General features: G+C 64.5%; 16 protein-coding genes. 10 read left to right on the forward strand and 6 right to left on the reverse strand.

Annotated elements, in window-relative coordinates; all coding sequences use genetic code 11:
- Both AAFF19_RS19345 and AAFF19_RS19350 read left to right on the forward strand, forming a co-directional pair.
- Window positions 1–930, forward strand: a complete 930-nt coding sequence (locus AAFF19_RS19345; RefSeq protein ID WP_342720817.1) for a 5'-nucleotidase — start codon at window positions 1–3, stop codon at window positions 928–930.
- A 119-nt stretch (window positions 931–1,049) separates the two neighbouring features.
- Window positions 1,050–1,349, forward strand: a complete 300-nt coding sequence (locus AAFF19_RS19350) for an EF-hand domain-containing protein (protein ID WP_246331020.1) — start codon at window positions 1,050–1,052, stop codon at window positions 1,347–1,349.
- Between the two features lie 89 nt (window positions 1,350–1,438).
- Here AAFF19_RS19350 and AAFF19_RS19355 read toward each other — a convergent pair whose 3' ends face one another.
- The 3 genes from AAFF19_RS19355 to AAFF19_RS19365 all read right to left on the reverse strand — a co-directional run bounded on the left by AAFF19_RS19355 (window position 1,439) and on the right by AAFF19_RS19365 (window position 4,990).
- Window positions 1,439–1,870 carry a hypothetical protein gene (locus AAFF19_RS19355; protein WP_182120400.1) on the reverse strand — a complete coding sequence of 144 codons (432 nt, stop codon included), beginning with the start codon at window positions 1,868–1,870 and terminating at the stop codon, window positions 1,439–1,441.
- Between the two features lie 292 nt (window positions 1,871–2,162).
- Window positions 2,163–2,660, reverse strand: coding sequence for a DUF1854 domain-containing protein (locus AAFF19_RS19360; RefSeq protein WP_342720818.1), 498 nt, complete (start codon window positions 2,658–2,660; stop codon window positions 2,163–2,165).
- Window positions 2,661–2,683: 23 nt separating this feature from the next.
- On the reverse strand, window positions 2,684–4,990 hold the full coding sequence (locus AAFF19_RS19365; protein ID WP_342720819.1) for an ABC transporter ATP-binding protein: 2,307 nt from the start codon (window positions 4,988–4,990) through the stop codon (window positions 2,684–2,686).
- A 217-nt stretch (window positions 4,991–5,207) separates the two neighbouring features.
- Between AAFF19_RS19365 and cphA (AAFF19_RS19370) the strand changes: the two genes are divergently transcribed.
- The 5 genes from cphA (AAFF19_RS19370) to AAFF19_RS19390 all read left to right on the forward strand — a co-directional run bounded on the left by cphA (AAFF19_RS19370) (window position 5,208) and on the right by AAFF19_RS19390 (window position 11,646).
- Entirely contained in the window at window positions 5,208–7,412 is a 2,205-nt protein-coding gene (gene cphA, locus AAFF19_RS19370) for a cyanophycin synthetase (protein WP_342720820.1), read from the forward strand.
- Between the two features lie 75 nt (window positions 7,413–7,487).
- Window positions 7,488–10,067 carry a cyanophycin synthetase gene (gene cphA, locus AAFF19_RS19375; RefSeq protein WP_342720821.1) on the forward strand — a complete coding sequence of 860 codons (2,580 nt, stop codon included), beginning with the start codon at window positions 7,488–7,490 and terminating at the stop codon, window positions 10,065–10,067.
- Complete coding sequence (locus AAFF19_RS19380) at window positions 10,064–10,546, forward strand: CreA family protein (protein WP_342720822.1); 483 nt, start codon at window positions 10,064–10,066, stop codon at window positions 10,544–10,546. The genes cphA (AAFF19_RS19375) and AAFF19_RS19380 overlap by 4 nt, the downstream gene beginning before the upstream one ends.
- Window positions 10,547–11,037: 491 nt before the next feature.
- Window positions 11,038–11,316: a DUF4148 domain-containing protein gene (locus tag AAFF19_RS19385; RefSeq protein ID WP_008906680.1), complete on the forward strand. Its 279-nt coding sequence runs from the start codon at window positions 11,038–11,040 to the stop codon at window positions 11,314–11,316.
- 51 nt (window positions 11,317–11,367) lie between these two features.
- Window positions 11,368–11,646 carry a DUF4148 domain-containing protein gene (locus AAFF19_RS19390; protein ID WP_008906680.1) on the forward strand — a complete coding sequence of 93 codons (279 nt, stop codon included), beginning with the start codon at window positions 11,368–11,370 and terminating at the stop codon, window positions 11,644–11,646.
- A 259-nt stretch (window positions 11,647–11,905) separates the two neighbouring features.
- Here AAFF19_RS19390 and AAFF19_RS19395 read toward each other — a convergent pair whose 3' ends face one another.
- Entirely contained in the window at window positions 11,906–12,298 is a 393-nt protein-coding gene (locus AAFF19_RS19395; protein WP_342720823.1) for a hypothetical protein, read from the reverse strand.
- A 27-nt stretch (window positions 12,299–12,325) separates the two neighbouring features.
- The gene (locus AAFF19_RS19400; protein ID WP_342720824.1) at window positions 12,326–13,708 is read right to left on the reverse strand and encodes an FAD-dependent oxidoreductase; all 1,383 of its coding nucleotides are present in this window, start codon (window positions 13,706–13,708) and stop codon (window positions 12,326–12,328) included.
- A gap of 56 nt (window positions 13,709–13,764) precedes the next feature.
- On the opposite strand from AAFF19_RS19400, the gene AAFF19_RS19405 reads away from it, so the two are divergent.
- Complete coding sequence (locus tag AAFF19_RS19405; protein WP_008906683.1) at window positions 13,765–14,328, forward strand: TetR/AcrR family transcriptional regulator; 564 nt, start codon at window positions 13,765–13,767, stop codon at window positions 14,326–14,328.
- Between the two features lie 114 nt (window positions 14,329–14,442).
- Here AAFF19_RS19405 and AAFF19_RS19410 read toward each other — a convergent pair whose 3' ends face one another.
- Entirely contained in the window at window positions 14,443–15,090 is a 648-nt protein-coding gene (locus tag AAFF19_RS19410; protein WP_342720825.1) for a DsbA family oxidoreductase, read from the reverse strand.
- A gap of 292 nt (window positions 15,091–15,382) precedes the next feature.
- On the opposite strand from AAFF19_RS19410, the gene AAFF19_RS19415 reads away from it, so the two are divergent.
- Window positions 15,383–15,658 (forward strand): DUF4148 domain-containing protein, encoded by a 276-nt coding sequence (locus AAFF19_RS19415; RefSeq protein ID WP_008906685.1) that lies wholly within the window; start codon window positions 15,383–15,385, stop codon window positions 15,656–15,658.
- An 81-nt stretch (window positions 15,659–15,739) separates the two neighbouring features.
- Window positions 15,740–16,015, forward strand: coding sequence for a DUF4148 domain-containing protein (locus AAFF19_RS19420; protein ID WP_008906686.1), 276 nt, complete (start codon window positions 15,740–15,742; stop codon window positions 16,013–16,015).
- Window positions 16,016–16,037 lie beyond the last annotated feature (22 nt).

Consider the following 16,037-nt stretch of genomic DNA (forward strand, 5'->3'; position numbering starts at 1 on the left):
ATGCCTGTAACCCTGAACGACAAGCTGGTGGTGGCGATCTCCTCACGCGCCCTGTTCAATTTCGAGGAGGAAAACCGCGTCTTCGAGCACGACAACGACCGCGCCTATGTTGAGCTGCAGCGCCAGCGGCTGGATGTGCCTGCCGCGCCAGGCGTGGCGTTCTCGCTGGTGCGCAAACTGCTCGCGTTCAACACCTCGGAGCACCAGCGAGTGGAGGTGGTGCTGCTCTCGCGCAACGACCCGGTGAGCGGCATGCGGGTGTTCCGCTCGTGCAACGCGCACGGCCTGCCCAACATCCAGCGCGGCGTTTTCACGCAGGGGCGCGATCCGTTTCGCTACCTGCGGCCCCTGGGCGCACACCTGTTCCTGTCGGCCAACGAGGCCGACGTGCGCGAGGCGCTGCACCTGGGATACCCGGCTGCACGGGTGGTTACCGAATCGGTGCGCGCGGGCGACGCCAACCCCCATGAAGTGCGCATAGCGTTTGACGGAGACGCCGTGCTGTTCTCCGACGAGGCAGAGCGGGTGTACCAGGCCGAGGGCCTGGCCGCCTTCCAGCAGCACGAGACCGACAAGGCCGCATTGCCGCTGCCCGACGGCCCCTTCAAACCCCTGCTGGCCGCACTGCACCGGCTGCAATCGGCCGGGGAAGCCGGCAGCACCACGGGGATGCGCATCCGCACCGCCCTGGTCACGGCACGCAGCGCCCCCGCGCACGAGCGCGCCATCCGTACGCTGATGGACTGGAACATTGCGGTGGATGAGGCCATGTTCCTGGGCGGGTTGCCCAAGGGCGAGTTCCTGCGCGAATTCGAACCCGACTTCTTCTTTGACGACCAGACAGGCCATGTCACCTCTGCCGCACGCCATGTGCCTGCCGGGCATGTGAACAGCGGCATCTCCAACGCCATCGCCCCGGCCGGGAACTGACTGCCCGGGCGAGGAGTCCCTCAGGGGTCTGGGAGCACCCATCCCCATCCAAGGAACCCGCTTTGCGCCACACCCTTTCCCTGCTTTGCGCCGCCACACTCTGGGCCTGCACCACGTCGCTGGCCCTGTCGGCCGAACCTGCGGCGGCGCCCACCAAAGGCGAAGCCAAGGCCCTGCGCGAGTTCAAGATGCTGGATTTCAATGGCGACGGAAAACTCAGCCGCAGGGAGGTGCAACTGTTCCCGCGGCTGGCCGAGGCCTTTGACGACGCGGACACAGACGCAGACGGCGGTGTCAGCTATGAGGAAGTGCGGGCGTTTGCCGCCAGATACCGGGCGGAACGGGCGCAAAAGCGGGCAGCGCAAGCCCAGGCGCCAGCAACGCCCCCGGCAGCTGGGGCCCCGGCATCCCGGCCTTGAAGCGGGAAGGGCTCAAAATGGAAGCCATTTTGGCCTCTAGCGCTTTACCAGAAAGCGCCAATAGCTATAAATTTAGTAGCAAAAAACCGTTACAGCCCGCCGGTGCGCTTGATCTTCGGGTCTGAGTAGGTCAAGGGCTCGTTCTTGACCTGTTGCGCCATGCGCTCCTGCAGGGTCGTCTTGTTGATCTCCTGCGCCACATCGATCGCACTGGCGCTGGCACGCCACATCGACTGGATGTACTCGATCAGCTGCTTGTAGATCGGCTCCTTCGGCGGCTCGGGCGGCTCTTCGACTGTGTCTTTTTTCTTCACCTCGGTCCAGTCCCGGTTTTCGACGTCGGGGGCGGAGGGCTTGTCGGGCTGGCGCACGATGGCGCCCTCGCCCAGTCGGTCCATGGACTCGACCGGGTTGGAAGCATTGATGGGCCGCACCGGCGGCGCGCCAGAGGCGCCCGTGGAATACAAATCAGCGCCCTGAGGACGCCAGACAGGCGATCGGTCGACAGGTGGCATTTGCATGGCAATGGCCCCAATGGTTAATGAATGAATTTCTGAGATTTCGGGGGCTTTTACGCCCTCTTCGTAATTCATTACGGCAAAAAGAAGGGGAAATTTAGGTCTTTTTCACCGATTGGCCCAAATTTAGGGTTTTCCCTGATTTTTACCCCCCCTTTGCGGGCCGGGTACGGCCGCACGCGCGCAGCCGCCGCAGGGGGCTTTCGCGTCGGAGAAGGGCAGGCTCAGCGGGCAACGGGCGCAAAACGGCCGGCACCACGCTGTGCCTTGCCGGTGCGACGCGCGGCGCCCAGGTTCAGAGAAAACGTTCGAGCAGCCTGCGCGAATGGCGGTCCAGCGCGGTCGTGTCCCTCACACGGAACTGCACGCCGTCGCCGCCAGCAATCAGCAAGTGGGTGCGCCCGCCCAGTCGGCGGATATCTTCCTCGGCCTTGAGGACCAGGCTTGCGGGGCCCCGGTCCGTCTCGATCTGCCAGGTGCTGGGGGTCGAGAAGCTCGACACCGCGACGATTTTCTCGATAGTGGGCACAAACTCTCGCATTTCCAGCTCTTCTTCGATGAGCTGGCGGGCAGGGGCTGGCAGCTCGGCGAGCCGGTCGATCCACAGCAGTTCGTGGCCGTCAGAGCCGATCAGCGAGAGCCCTTCGGCAGGCGCCGCGATGGGGAAGGCCCGCACGGGCGTGACGCCTTCGTGGGCCGTGCCGTCGGCCAGGGTCAGAACCAGCCGACCGTGTGGATTGCGCGCCAAGGTGAACGCGGACGACAGCGATTGCGGGAAGGCAGCGGTGTTCATGGCGGGTTCCTGCAGTGCAGTCATCACGGGTTGCCCGCAGGGTGGGCGGGGTGCAGCAGGCTGCTGTCGATGATGACGCCCGCCGCCTGCGCATCTTCTTCGGCGCGGCGCGCCTGGGCTTCGTACAGCCGCCAGTAGGCGCCCTGCTTTTCCATGAGTTCGTCGTGCGGGCCCACTTCCACCACCTCGCCCCGGTCCATCACCACCAGGCGGTCGGCCTTGCGCAGGGTGGACAGGCGGTGGGCAATGGCAATCGTCGTGCGGCCTTGCACCAGGTTGTCCAGGGCTTTCTGGATTTCCTTCTCGGTCTCGGTGTCCACGGCCGAGGTGGCCTCGTCCAGGATCAGGATGCGCGGATCGATCAGCAGTGCGCGCGCAATGGAGATGCGCTGGCGCTCGCCGCCCGAGAGGCCCTGACCGCGCTCGCCCACCAGCGAGTCGTAGCCATGCGGCAGGCGCAGGATGAATTCGTGCGCGTGCGCGGCGCGCGCGGCGGCCACGATCTCCTCGCGCGTCGCCTCGGGCTTGCCGTAGGCGATGTTCTCGGCAATGGTGCCGAAGAAGAGGAAGGGCTCTTGCAGCACCAGGCCGATATGGCGGCGGTAGTCGGCCACCGCAAAGCGGCGGATGTCGATGCCATCGACCTGGATGGATCCATCGCTCACGTCATAAAACCGGCTGATCAGGTTGACCAGCGTGCTCTTGCCCGAGCCGCTGTGGCCCACCAGACCGATCATCTCGCCGGGGCGAATCTCCAGATCCAGCCCCTTGATGACTGCGCGGCTACCGTAGCGAAAACCCACGCCCTGCATGGTGATCGCGCCCTGCACCTTGTCCACCTTCACGGGTTGGGCCGGGTCGGGCACGTTGCTCACATGGTCCAGGATGTCGAAGATGCGCTTGGCACCGGCTGCAGCTTTCTGCGTGACCGAGACGATGCGGCTCATCGAGTCCAGCCGGCCGTAGAAGCGCCCGATGTAGGCGATGAAGGCCGTGAGCACACCCACGGTGATCTGGTTGCGCGAGACCAGCCAGATGCCAAAGCCCCACACCACCAGCAGCCCGATCTCGGTGAGCAGCGACACCGTGGGCGTGAACAGGCTCCAGGTCTTGTTGAGCTTGTCGTTGACTTCCAGGTTGTGCTGGTTGGCGTCGCGAAAGCGCTGCGCCTCGCGCTTTTCCTGGGCAAAGGCCTTGACCACGCGGATACCGGGGATGGTGTCGGCCAGCACATTGGTCACCTCCGACCAGACGCGGTCGATCTTCTCGAACCCGGTGCGCAGACGGTCGCGCACGGTGTGGATCATCCAGCCGATGAAAGGCAGCGGCACCAGCGTGACGAGCGCGAGCCATGGGTTGATGGAAAACAGGATGGCCGCCGTCATCATGATCATGAGCACGTCGGTCACAAAATCCAGGGCGTGGAGCGACAGGAAGACGTTGATACGGTCCGTCTCGGAGCCGATGCGCGCCATCAGGTCCCCCGTGCGCTTGCCGCCGAAGTAGTCGAGCGACAGACGCAGCAGGTGCTCGTAGGTGGTGGTGCGCAGGTCAGCGCCGATGCGCTCGGACACCAGCGCCAGGATATAAGTGCGCGCCCAGGAGAGCCCCCAGGCGGCCAGGGCAGATGCGAGCAGACCGCTCAGGTACAGCAGCACCAGGCCGGGCTCGATCTGCTGGCCGTTCTGGAACGGGATCAGGATGTCATCCATCAGCGGGATGGTGAGGTACGGCGGCACCAGCGTGGCGGCCGTGGAGGCCAGCGTCAGCGCAAAACCGGCGGCCAGCTGCTTGCGGTAGGGCCGGGCAAACCGCCACAGGCGCAGCAGCACCCAAGTGGAGGTCTGCGGGGGCTGGGCGCGCGCGCAGGCGGGGCATTCGTCGGTGTCCGGCGGCAGCGGGGTGTGGCAGACGGGGCAGGCCGGTTCATCGGCCGCGTCTTGGTCATCGGCATCACCGCGTGCGCTTTGTTGCTCAAACCGCTGCACCAGGCGCAGCGCCTGCGCGTGGTGTGCCAGGGTAAAGCGCCACAAGGCCAGTCGTGCCGCAGGGCTGTGCAGTTCCAGCGACCCCACGCCCCCATGGTCATGCAGCCGCAGCGCCAGGCCGTCACCCAGAGGCCAGCCCTGCCATGCCGTGGTTCCAGCGTCGCGGGCCAGCAAGCGATCGGACGTCACCACCACCCAGCCGGCGGCAAACCGCAGCCCGGTGCTCAGGTCAACCTGCAGCACAGCCAGCACGTTCTCTTGGGGTGCGAGCATGGCCCGCAGATCAGCCCCCACGGGGCCAGAAAAGACACCCGAGGCGTCCACAGAATGGTGATGTTGCATTTTTGGTTGGTTTTTCCGCCCCCGGCAGCCTGCGGTGACCGCCGGTGCGAAAGCAGGAATTCTCCCTGAAACGGGGCGCCCCGTTGCAAAGGCGCCCATCTGTAACGCCCTCACCCGCCATTTCGCTGACACTGCAGGGGCGCCGCGACAGGCGCAAAATCAGTGTCCACAAAAACAACCCCTCCCCGCACTGCCGGATACCTACCCGCTGCAACCCATGGCGAAACTCAACCACATTCAACTGCTTCGCATCAACTACCTGCGCGGTCCCAATATCTGGACCTACCGGCCCGTCCTGGAGGTCTGGCTGGACTTGGGCGAGCTGGAGGAATATCCGTCCCATACGCTTCCCGGTTTTAACGAACGCCTCACCGCGTGGCTGCCCGCGCTGGTGGAGCACCACTGCGGCGTGGGCGAGCGCGGCGGGTTCCTGCAGCGCCTGCAGGAGGGCACCTGGTGCGGCCACGTGCTGGAGCACATCGTGATCGAGCTGCTCAACCTGGCGGGCATGCCTACGGGTTTTGGCCAGACGCGCTCTACATCCCAGCGCGGCGTGTACCGCATGGTGTTCCGCGCCCGCGACGAAAGCGTGGCGCGGGTGGCGCTGGCGCAGGGCCATGCGCTGATCATGGCGGCCATCAACGACGAGCCTTTCGATGTGCAGGCCGCCGTGGCCCGCGTGCGCACCGAGGTGGACGACCAGTACCTCGGCCCCAGCACGGCCTGCATCGTCACCGCCGCCACCGACCGGGGCATCCCGCACATCCGCCTGAACGACGGCAACCTGGTGCAGCTGGGCTACGGAGCCCGCCAGCGCCGCATCTGGACGGCCGAGACCGAGTACACCAGCGCCATCGCCGAAGGCATTGCCAGCGACAAGGACCTGACCAAGAGCCTGCTCAAGTCCTGCGGCGTGCCCATTCCCGAAGGCCAGGTGGTCCACAGCCCGGAGGAAGCCTGGGAAGCCGCGCAGGACATCGGTCTGCCCGTGGTCGTCAAGCCCTCTGACGGCAACCACGGCCGGGGCGTGACGCTGGACCTGCGCAAGCGCGACGACATCGAAGCGGCCTACCACGTGGCCTATCCGGAAGGCAGCGACGTGATGGTCGAGCGCTTCATCCCGGGCGACGAGCACCGCCTGCTGGTGGTGGACGGCAAGGTCGTGGCCGCCGCGCGCGGCGAACTCGTCACCATCACCGGCAACGGCCGCGCCACCGTCCGGGAGCTCATCGACACCCAGCTCAACTCCGACCCGCGCCGGGGCTACGAAGAAGAGTACCCGCTGGAAATCATCGACCTGGCGACCGACACCAAGGTGCAGCTCGAACTCAAGCGCCAGGAGCTGGACGCCGACTCGGTACCCGCTGCGGGCCGCCAGGTGGTGGTGCAGCGCAACGGCAACGTGGCCGTGGATTGCACCGACGACGTGCATCCCGAGGTGGCGTACATCGCCCAGCTCGCCGCCAGGGTGGTGGGGCTGGACATTGCGGGCATCGACATGGTGGCGCGCGATATCTCCAAGCCGCTGCACACGCAGGGCGGCGCCATTGTCGAGGTCAACGCAGGCCCCGGCCTGCTCATGCACCTGAAACCCGCCGTGGGCGCGCCCCGCCCCGTGGGCCAGGCGATTGCAGAGCACCTGTTCCCCTCGGAAGACGGTGACGGACAGGCCGGCCGCATCCCGCTGGTGGGCGTGGCTGGAACGCGCGGCACCTCGACCGTGGCGCGCGTGGTGGCCTGGCTGCTGCACCTGAGCGGGCACCACACCGGCCTGGCCTGCAGCGAAGGGCTGTTCCTGGACCGCCGCTGCGTAGAGGCCAGCGACTGCGCCCACTGGGAAGCCGCACACCGCCTGCTGATGAACAAGATGGTGCAGGCCGCCGTGATCGAGAGCAGTGCGCGCACCATCCTGCGTGATGGCCTGGCCTACGACCGCTGCCAGGTGGGTGTGGTGACCGACATGGACGGTGTGGAATCACTGGCCGAGTTCGATGTGCACGAACAGGACCAGATGACCAAGGTGATGCGCACCCAGGTGGACGTGGTGCTGGCCGAGGGCGCCGCTGTGCTCCATGCCGCCATCCCGCAGGTGGCCGACCTGGCCCCGCTGTCCGATGGCGACGTGGTGCTGTATGCGCAGGACGGCACGCTGCCCGTCATTGCAGACCACCGCGCCAAGGACAACGGCCGCGCCGTCTTCGTGAAGAACGGCCGCGTGGTGCTGGCCACAGGCAGCGCCGAGCATGTGCTGGGATCGCTGGCGGACCTGACCTTTGGCCGCAACGCCATGGTGCCCGACACCGATGCCCTGCTGGCGGCCATTGGCGCCTGCTGGGCGCTGGACATTGCGCCCGACCTGATCGGCGCGGGCATCAAGACCTTTGAGCCCGACCTGCCCGCACCGGCAGGCCTGCCCCTGTGATCCACCGCGCACCACCCCATACGCCTTCGACTGGAACGCGGCCCGCGAGCCCCGACGATTACTGAAAGAAATCCCATGGATGTAACCCGCACCCGGGCCCTGCGCGGCCCCAACCTCTGGAGCCGCCACATGGCCATCGAAGCCGTGGTGGCCTGCCAGGAATCCGAGCGCGCCATGGCGCAGATCGACGGCTTCGAAGCCCGCCTGCGCGCGCTGTTCCCTGCCATTGGCACCCTGCACCCCGAAAGCGGCGCTGCCGATATCTCGCTGGCGCATGTGCTCCAGTCCGCAGCCCTGGCCCTGCAGGCGCAGGCCGGGTGCCCCGTGACCTTTGCACGCACCACCGCCACCCCCGACGCGGGCGTGTACCAGGTGGTGGTGGAGTACAGCGAAGAAGCCGTGGGGCGCAAGGCGTTTGACTATGCGCAGCAGCTCATCGAGGCCGCGCTGGGCCACGGCAGCTTTGACGCCGATGCCGTGATCGCCGAACTGCGCGAGCTGGACGAAGACGAGCGCCTGGGGCCCAGCACGGGTGCCATTGTCGAGGCCGCTGTGGCACGCGGCATTCCCTACCGCCGTCTCACGCGCGGCAGTCTGGTGCAGTTTGGCTGGGGATCCCGCCAGCGCCGGATCCAGGCGGCCGAGGTCGATTCGACCAGCGCCGTGGCCGAATCCATCGGCCAGGACAAGGACCTGACCAAGCGCCTGCTGCATGCGGCGGGCGTGCCCGTGCCGCTGGGCAAACCGGTGGACACCGTGGACGAAGCCTGGGAAGTGGCCTTGAAGGTTGGCCTGCCCGTGGTGGTCAAGCCGCAGGATGGCAACCAGGGCAAGGGCGTAACGGTCAACATCACCGACCGCGCACAGCTGGAAGAAGCCTTCCGCACCGCGGCCGAATACGGCACCGTGATGGTCGAACGCTTTCTGCCGGGCCACGACTTCCGCCTGCTGGTGGTGGGCGACCAACTGGTGGCCGCCGCGCGCCGCGAACCGCCCCAGGTACTGGGCGACGGCCAACACACGGTGCGCGAGCTGGTCGATCTGGTCAACCTCGACCCGCGCCGTGGCGAAGGCCATGCCACGTCGCTCACCAAGATCCGCCTCGACGACATCGCCGTGGCACGGCTGGCCCTGCAGGGCCTCACGCCCGATGCTGTGCCCGCCAAGGGCCAGCGCGTCATTCTGCGCAACAACGCCAACCTCTCCACCGGCGGCACCGCCACCGACGTGACCGACGACGTGCACCCCGAGGTGGCGGCACGCGCCGTGGCCGCGGCCCAGATGGTGGGCCTGCACATCTGCGGCGTGGACATGGTGGCCGAGACCGTGCTGCGCCCGCTCGAAGAACAGGGCGGCGGCTTTGTCGAAGTGAATGCCGCCCCTGGCCTGCGCATGCACCTGGCACCCAGCTACGGCAAGCCCCGCAACGTGGGCCAGGCCATGGTGGACAAGCTGTTTGCCCATGGCGATGATGGCCGCATCCCCACCGTGGCCGTGACCGGCACTAACGGCAAGACCACCACCGCGCGCCTCATCGCCCATCTGTTCACTGCGCACGGCCTGCGCGTGGGCATGACCAACACCGACGGCGTGTACGTCAACGGGCGCCAGATCGACAGCGGCGACTGCAGCGGTCCCAAGAGCGCCCGCAACGTGCTGCTGCACCCCGAGGTCGACGCCGCCGTGTTCGAGACCGCGCGCGGCGGCATCCTGCGGGAGGGCCTGGGCTTTGACCGCTGCTCGGTGGCCGTGGTCACCAACATCGGTGCGGGCGACCACCTGGGCCTGAACTACATCACCACGGTGGAAGACCTGGCCGTGCTCAAGCGCGTGATCGTGCAGAACGTGGCGCCTACCGGCTACGCTGTTCTCAACGCGGCCGACCCCATCGTGGCCGCCATGGCGCCCGCCTGCCCCGGCAAGATCATCTACTTCGCCGCCGACCGCCACCACCCCGTGATGGCCACGCACCGCGCGCAGGGCCACCGCACCGTGTATGTGGATGGCGATGCCATCGTGGCCTCTGAAGGCTCCTGGCGCGAGACCATCCACCTGCGCGACGTGCCCATCACACGCAACGGCAAGATTGGCTTCCAGGTCGAGAACGTCATGGCCGCCGTGGCCGCCGCCTGGGGCGTGGACATGCCCTGGCAGACCATCCGCCGCGGCCTGTCGGGGTTTGTGAACGACAGCGACAACGCTCCCGGCCGCTTCAACATCATGGACTACCGCGGCGCCACCGTGATCGCCGACTACGGCCACAACCCCGACGCAATGCGCGCCCTGGTGCAGGCCGTGGACGCCCTTCCGGCCAAGCGCCGCAGCGTGGTCATCAGCGGTGCGGGCGACCGGCGCGATGAAGACATCCGCGAGCAGACCGTCATCCTGGGCGCCGCGTTTGACGACGTGATCCTGTACCAGGACGCGGCCCAGCGCGGCCGCGCCGATGGCGAAGTGATGGGCCTGCTGCGCGAAGGCCTGGCCGATGCGCCGCGCACCACGCATGTGGAAGAGATCCGTGGCGAATTCATCGCCATCGACACCGCGCTCTCGCGCCTTGCGCCTGGCGACCTGTGCCTGGTGCTGGTGGACCAGGTGGAAGAAGCCCTGGCACACCTGGCCCAGCGCTGCACCGAAGCCGGAGCCACCGCATGAAGGCGGCGCTGGGTTTCGCCGCCACGGTGCTACTGGTATTGGCCGGCACCGCGCAGGCTGCGGGCGAGAAGATCGGCACCGTGGACACCGCGTTCCAGTGGATCGGCCGCGACCACGACATCATCGTGGAAGCGTACGACGACCCCGCCGTGCAGGGCGTGACCTGCTACGTGTCCCGCGCGCGCGTGGGGGGCATCAAGGGCACGCTGGGCCTGGCCGAAGACCGCGCCGAAGCCTCCATCGCCTGCCGCCAGGTGGGAGCCATCAGCATCCCCGCTCCCCTCAAGCAACAGGAAGAAGTGTTCAGCGAACGCATGTCCATCCTGTTCAAGCGCCTGCGCATCGTGCGCATGGTGGACGTGCCGCGCAACACGCTGGTGTACCTCACCTACTCCGAAAAGCTTATCGATGGCTCCCCCCAGAACAGCGTGACCGCCGTGCCGGTGGACCGCGCCACACCCATCCCGTTGCGCAAGTGATGCGGTGACGCAGTACCCGCCGGGTACGGACACAGCAACAAAGGGGCATCAGCCCCTTTTTTGCGTCTTATGGGCCTCCAGCACTTATGCAGAAAGCGCTGACAGCTATCGAATTAGGAGCACCCATGAACACTGACACGACGTCGGCTGACAGGGTTACCACACTGCACGCGCCCAGGCGGCCGCGCCCCAAGCACCCGATACCGCGCGAACTGGGGCGAAACGGTCGGAATACCCCTTTGGGTAAAAACCCTATAAATCCTGGAACATTTCGACACAAAACCATACTCCCCGGGCGGTATTTGGGGCATTGGTGGAGCGATTGTTTCTATAGACGGAACAGTCAGTTTGAGATTAGGTAGTTTTTCTTTGAACGCACGCGGCGTAAAGTTCAGGTCATCGATGAAGCGCAGGTCACTGCACTTGGCATCGAACCCCGGGTCAGCACTGTGCGATCCCGGTTTTTGAAACAGTGTTTAAAGGAACTCACCATGACCGCAACCCGCATCCTCTCCATCGCCGCTGTCGCCGCTTTCGCTTCTTTCGGCGCCCAAGCCAATGACCTGTACGGCACCGACTTCCAGTCGCAAGCCAAGTCCACCCGCGACCGCGCTGAAGTCCGCGCCGAAGCCGTGCAAGCCCTGCCCAACTTCAAGAACTACCTGCCCGAGCAGCAAGTGGCTGCACCGTCGGCCAGCCGCGACACCGTGCGCGCCGAAGCCATCACCGCAGCACGCGCTGGCGCCATCGCCACCGGCAACCGCAGCTGATTCCCGGCATCCCGGCCGAACCCCGTCACTTACATCATGAAGGAATTCACCATGACCGCAACCCGCATCCTCTCCATCGCCGCTGTCGCCGCTTTCGCTTCTTTCGGCGCCCAAGCCAACGACCTGTACGGCACTGACTTCCAGTCGCAAGCCAAGTCCACCCGCGACCGCGCTGAAGTCCGCGCCGAAGCCGTGCAAGCCCTGCCCAACTTCAAGAACTACCTGCCCGAGCAACAAGTGGCTGCACCGTCGGCCAGCCGCGACACCGTGCGCGCCGAAGCCATCACCGCTGCCCGCGCTGGCGCCATCGCCACCGGCAACCGCAGCTGATTCCCGGCCAGGGATCTGCCCAAAAGCCCGCGAGGTGCAAGCCTCGCGGGCTTTTTTGTTGGCCAGAAAAATTTGGATAGAAAAGGCCTTCAGCGCTTACCCATAAAGCGCGAAATGCTATAAAAATAGCAGCGAACCAAGCAAGTGCTCTGTCGGACTACCAACCCCGCCAGTCAAACTGCAGTGGATTCAACATCCGACCGTGAATCCACGCCCGTACAAAAATGGTTGCTGCGCTGATCCGGCGTGCTCATGTGAATCATGCATATGCGCCGGCCCCCACCAGCAACGCAACAACCAACAAACCTGCCCAACCTGGATGGCGCCCCCGTGTACCGACCAGAACCAGTAGGGAGCTTGCAAGCATTGCACCGATGAGGCTGACCACCAGCAATCTGCTTTCAACGCTGCCTGCCGGCATCCGGATGAGATGCACGATCACGACGGCAACCAGGAATCCGAGCACGGTGACGAGATGCCATGTAGCCCAAAGAATGCGCACGTTGTGCTCCCTGAGGACTTCCCCGCCTTTTGTCGGAACCACTCCCTTCACGCGCATGCGCTGAAAAATGAGAACCTCTCCCAATACGGTGTGAATCACACCGATCAAGGCCATCAAAATGGCTCCTGCAAGGTAGAAATGATCGTTCATGGGAATCGATAGAAGGTGAATGAAAAACTAAAGGGTGGAGAAGTTCTGCCCAGTCGGGGGGAATTTGCGCACCACCCGCTTGATCCGGTCTGCGGCCCACAAACCGGTTTCCACCGCTCCGTCAGTCCAAGGCAAACCCATATAGTCACCACAGAGAACCACACGTCGTGTCTCAGGCAGACCTTGCCGGTACTGCGCAATGGCCTGCGCTCTGCCCACGGGTGAAAGCGGCTCCGCAAACTCCCAGCGTTGCACGCGGTGCGAAATGACATGATCGGTGGTGCCTGGCCAGCGGCTCTCAAGCCAGCCCAAGACCAGCCGAACCAGCGCATGATCGTCACTCCCCACTTGGGCACGTGCAGCCGCATCGGTCAACATCAGTGTCAAAACTTCGGGCGCAGCGGGAACCGGCAGTCGGGCAGACTCGACCACCATGGAGGCCACCACACCCTGCCCCATACCCGAGGGGTCCGGCGACAAAAGCAATCCATGCACCCCATGGAGATCGGTGGGCGTGGTCCAGGTAGCGTCCATTCCCAATGCGACGTGCACCGTGGCGGCATAGCCGGTGTCCAGCACCTGTTGCTCCATCGGGATCACCGATCGCAGCAGCTGCCTGGCCGTTGGCGCCGGCACCGCCAGCACCATCCACTCGGCTTCTACCACCTCGTCATCACAGCGGACTCGCCACCCGTGAGGCACCTGTTGCAGAGACTCAACGTCCACCCCCGTTTGAACGTCCAGTCCGGCCGCTATCGCATGGGGCAAAGCCCCCCATCCGCCCCTTACCGCCAGCGCTTTCGAACCCTGAAAAGACATGACAGCAGTGACCAACGCACGCGAACAGCCCTGAAGCGGGTGAAAATAAAACCCGTGAATCAAGGGTGCCAACAGGTGATCTGTGGCACGGGGGCCGAACATGCGAGGGCACCAATGCTGAGCGTCTTCGACATCCACATCAGCGAATGCCGCATAACTCGATGTGTCGCGAAAGGCTGCGCCACCAGCCAAGGAGAGCGAGCCCCGAAGCAACGCAGGACACTCGCGCCAACGCAGCAATCCGCCGGTAAAAACGGTGCTCAACCGGCTTTGATGAAACCTGCACAGACGCCCTTCGCGCTCCAGGGCCGCCCACGGCGAAGTTTTTTCGATGTGACTGGACAGGCCCGACGCAGCAATCAGCGCAGGTATGTGCCTGTAGCCTGAGGACGGGAACTGGGCTCCGGTTTCAATCGTCCGGCCATGAAAGGGCGCGCTGAAAACTCTTCCACCAACCCTGCTTGCGCTCTCCAATACCTGCACCGGGAACCCGTCGTCGGTCAGCGCACGGGCTGCGGCCAAGCCAGCCAGGCCGGCGCCTATTACCACCACGCGCGGGCGTGCCGGTGTGTGTTCGGTTGCTTGAAACATGGCCGCAATTTAGAGTGCAGCCACGCACCATACACAGCCCGTATGTTGGAAAACTTATGAAAAAACTCAGTCAGGAAACGTGGATCGAAGCAGGGTTCCAGGCGCTCGACAGAAATGGCTATCAGCAACTGTCCATAGAGAAAACCGCAAGGCGTCTCAATGTGACAAGGGGCTCTTTCTATCACCACTTCGACAGCAGATCGAGCTTCGTCGATGCGCTGCTCAACCGGTGGAAGGCGGAGTACACAGACAGCGTGATCAATTTCGCAGAAGCGGGCGCAAACGCTCATGTGCGCCTGGAAAGATATCTCGAAATTGCTTCAGGAATGCAGCCGGGGCGCGAGGTTGCGATCCGGGCCTGGGCGGCAAGAGAAAGCAGGGTGCGCGAAGTTCTCCAAGAGGTGGATGCAATCCGGTCACGATTTGCCTACGAGCTCGGGCGGGATCTGCTACTGCAGCGAGACGAAGGCGAAATACAACGATTCGCACGCCTTGCCTGCCTGGCGTTCATAGGTTTTCAACAGACAGGTCCCCACGGAAGCCAGCATTTCATCCAGCTCGTGCGTGACATTCTTGACCTCGCCGGAGCAAGCGCCTGCAAAGACGGACGCGACAATTAAGAGAATAGACGTCACGCGTTCGCGTCGACACTCGGACAGCAACACATCAGCTCCCGTCACCACGTCTGTGTGCGCTGCGGTAGGCAGCAAACCGAACGATCGCCCATAGGGCCTTTAGCCTGTGGCAACTATTTGACGCAGCGCCTGCTCGAACACTTCCACCGGCTGACCGCCCTGGATGAGGTGGCGTTCGTTGATGATGATGGCCGGCACCGAGTGAATGCCGTTTTGCAGATAGAACTGCTCGCGCTCACGCACCTCGCTGGCATAGCGGTCTGACGCCAGCAGCGCACGCGCCTCGTCGGCATCCAGCCCCACGCCCTCCGCCACGCGCACCAGCACCGCGTGGTCGCTCGGGTCCTGCCCGTCGGTGAAATATGCCTTGAACAGCGCGTGCTTGAGCTGCGCCTGCACGCCCTTCTCTTCGGCCCAGTGCAGCAGCCGGTGCGCATCAAAGGTGTTGTAGATGCGGCTGCGTTTGTCCATGCTGAAGGTAAACCCCAGCGCCGCGCCACGCGCCGCGATGGCCTCGCGGTTCTGCTGGCTCTGCTCGGGCGTGGCGCCGTATTTTTCCTGCAGGTGCTCGCCAATGTCCTGACCTTCTGGCGCCATCTGCGGGTTGAGCTCAAACGGCTGGAAGTGCAGGTCCAACGCCACCTCGTCCTTGAGCCTGTCTGCCGCCTGCTCCAGCGCCTTGAGGCCAATGATGCACCAGGGGCACGAGACATCGGAGACGAAATCAATCTTCAGGATTTTGGGCATGGGACAGGACCAGGAGGTGATGGGATTGCTTCATCCTAGGCGATGGGTAGTAACCCTTGCTGGATTGATATTTTTAAATCAAAAAATAGCCACTATTTGTTTGAAAAATTGTCGTCAAAGAGAGATTGTTTCAAATTACGGAACAGTCAGTTTGATACCAGGTAGTTTTTCTTTGTACCCGCGAAGCGTAAAGTTCACCCATCGATGCAACGCAGAGCACTGCTCCCTACATCGACACCCGGATCAGCACCGTGCCGGCCGGGCCCTGAAACAGTTACTTGAAGGATTCCCCATGACCATCGCCCGCATTCTCTCCGTTGCCTCCATCGCCGCTCTGGCTTCCTTTGCCGCCCAGGCAGACACCTACGGCGCCAACTTTCAGTCGGAGTTCGAGTCCAGCCGCACGCGTGCTGAAGTCCACGCGGAAGCCGTGAAGGCTGTGCCCCACTTCAAGAACTTTGTCGCCGCGCAGGACAGCGCCCCTTCCGCCACCAGCCGCGCCGCGGTACGCGCTGAGGCAGTGACTGCCGCACGCGCTCGCACCATCGCCGTTGGCAACCGCGGCTGATCACCCCGCAGGGTGCCTGCGGTGCCCTGCGCAGACTTTACTTATTCGATTCATCGATCCCACGATTTCAAGGAATACACCATGACCGCCGCCCGCATTCTCTCCATCGCCGCCATTACCGCTTTGACTTCCTTTGCAGCGCAGGCCGACACCTACGGCGCCAATTTCCAGTCGGAGTTCGAGTCCAGCCGCACCCGTGCTGAAGTTCACGCCGAAGCCGTGAAGGCCGTGCCGCACTTCAAGAATTTCTCCACACGCCAGGAAAGTGTCTCGGCGGACGTCAGCCGCGAAAGTGTGCGCGCCGAAGCCGTGACGGCAGCCCGTGCAGGCAAGATTGCCACCGGCAACCGCAGCTGATACCGAGCCTCGCGTTTTCCCC

The sequence above is a fragment of the Acidovorax sp. FHTAMBA genome (assembly GCF_038958875.1).
Classification (GTDB): domain Bacteria; phylum Pseudomonadota; class Gammaproteobacteria; order Burkholderiales; family Burkholderiaceae_C; genus Acidovorax.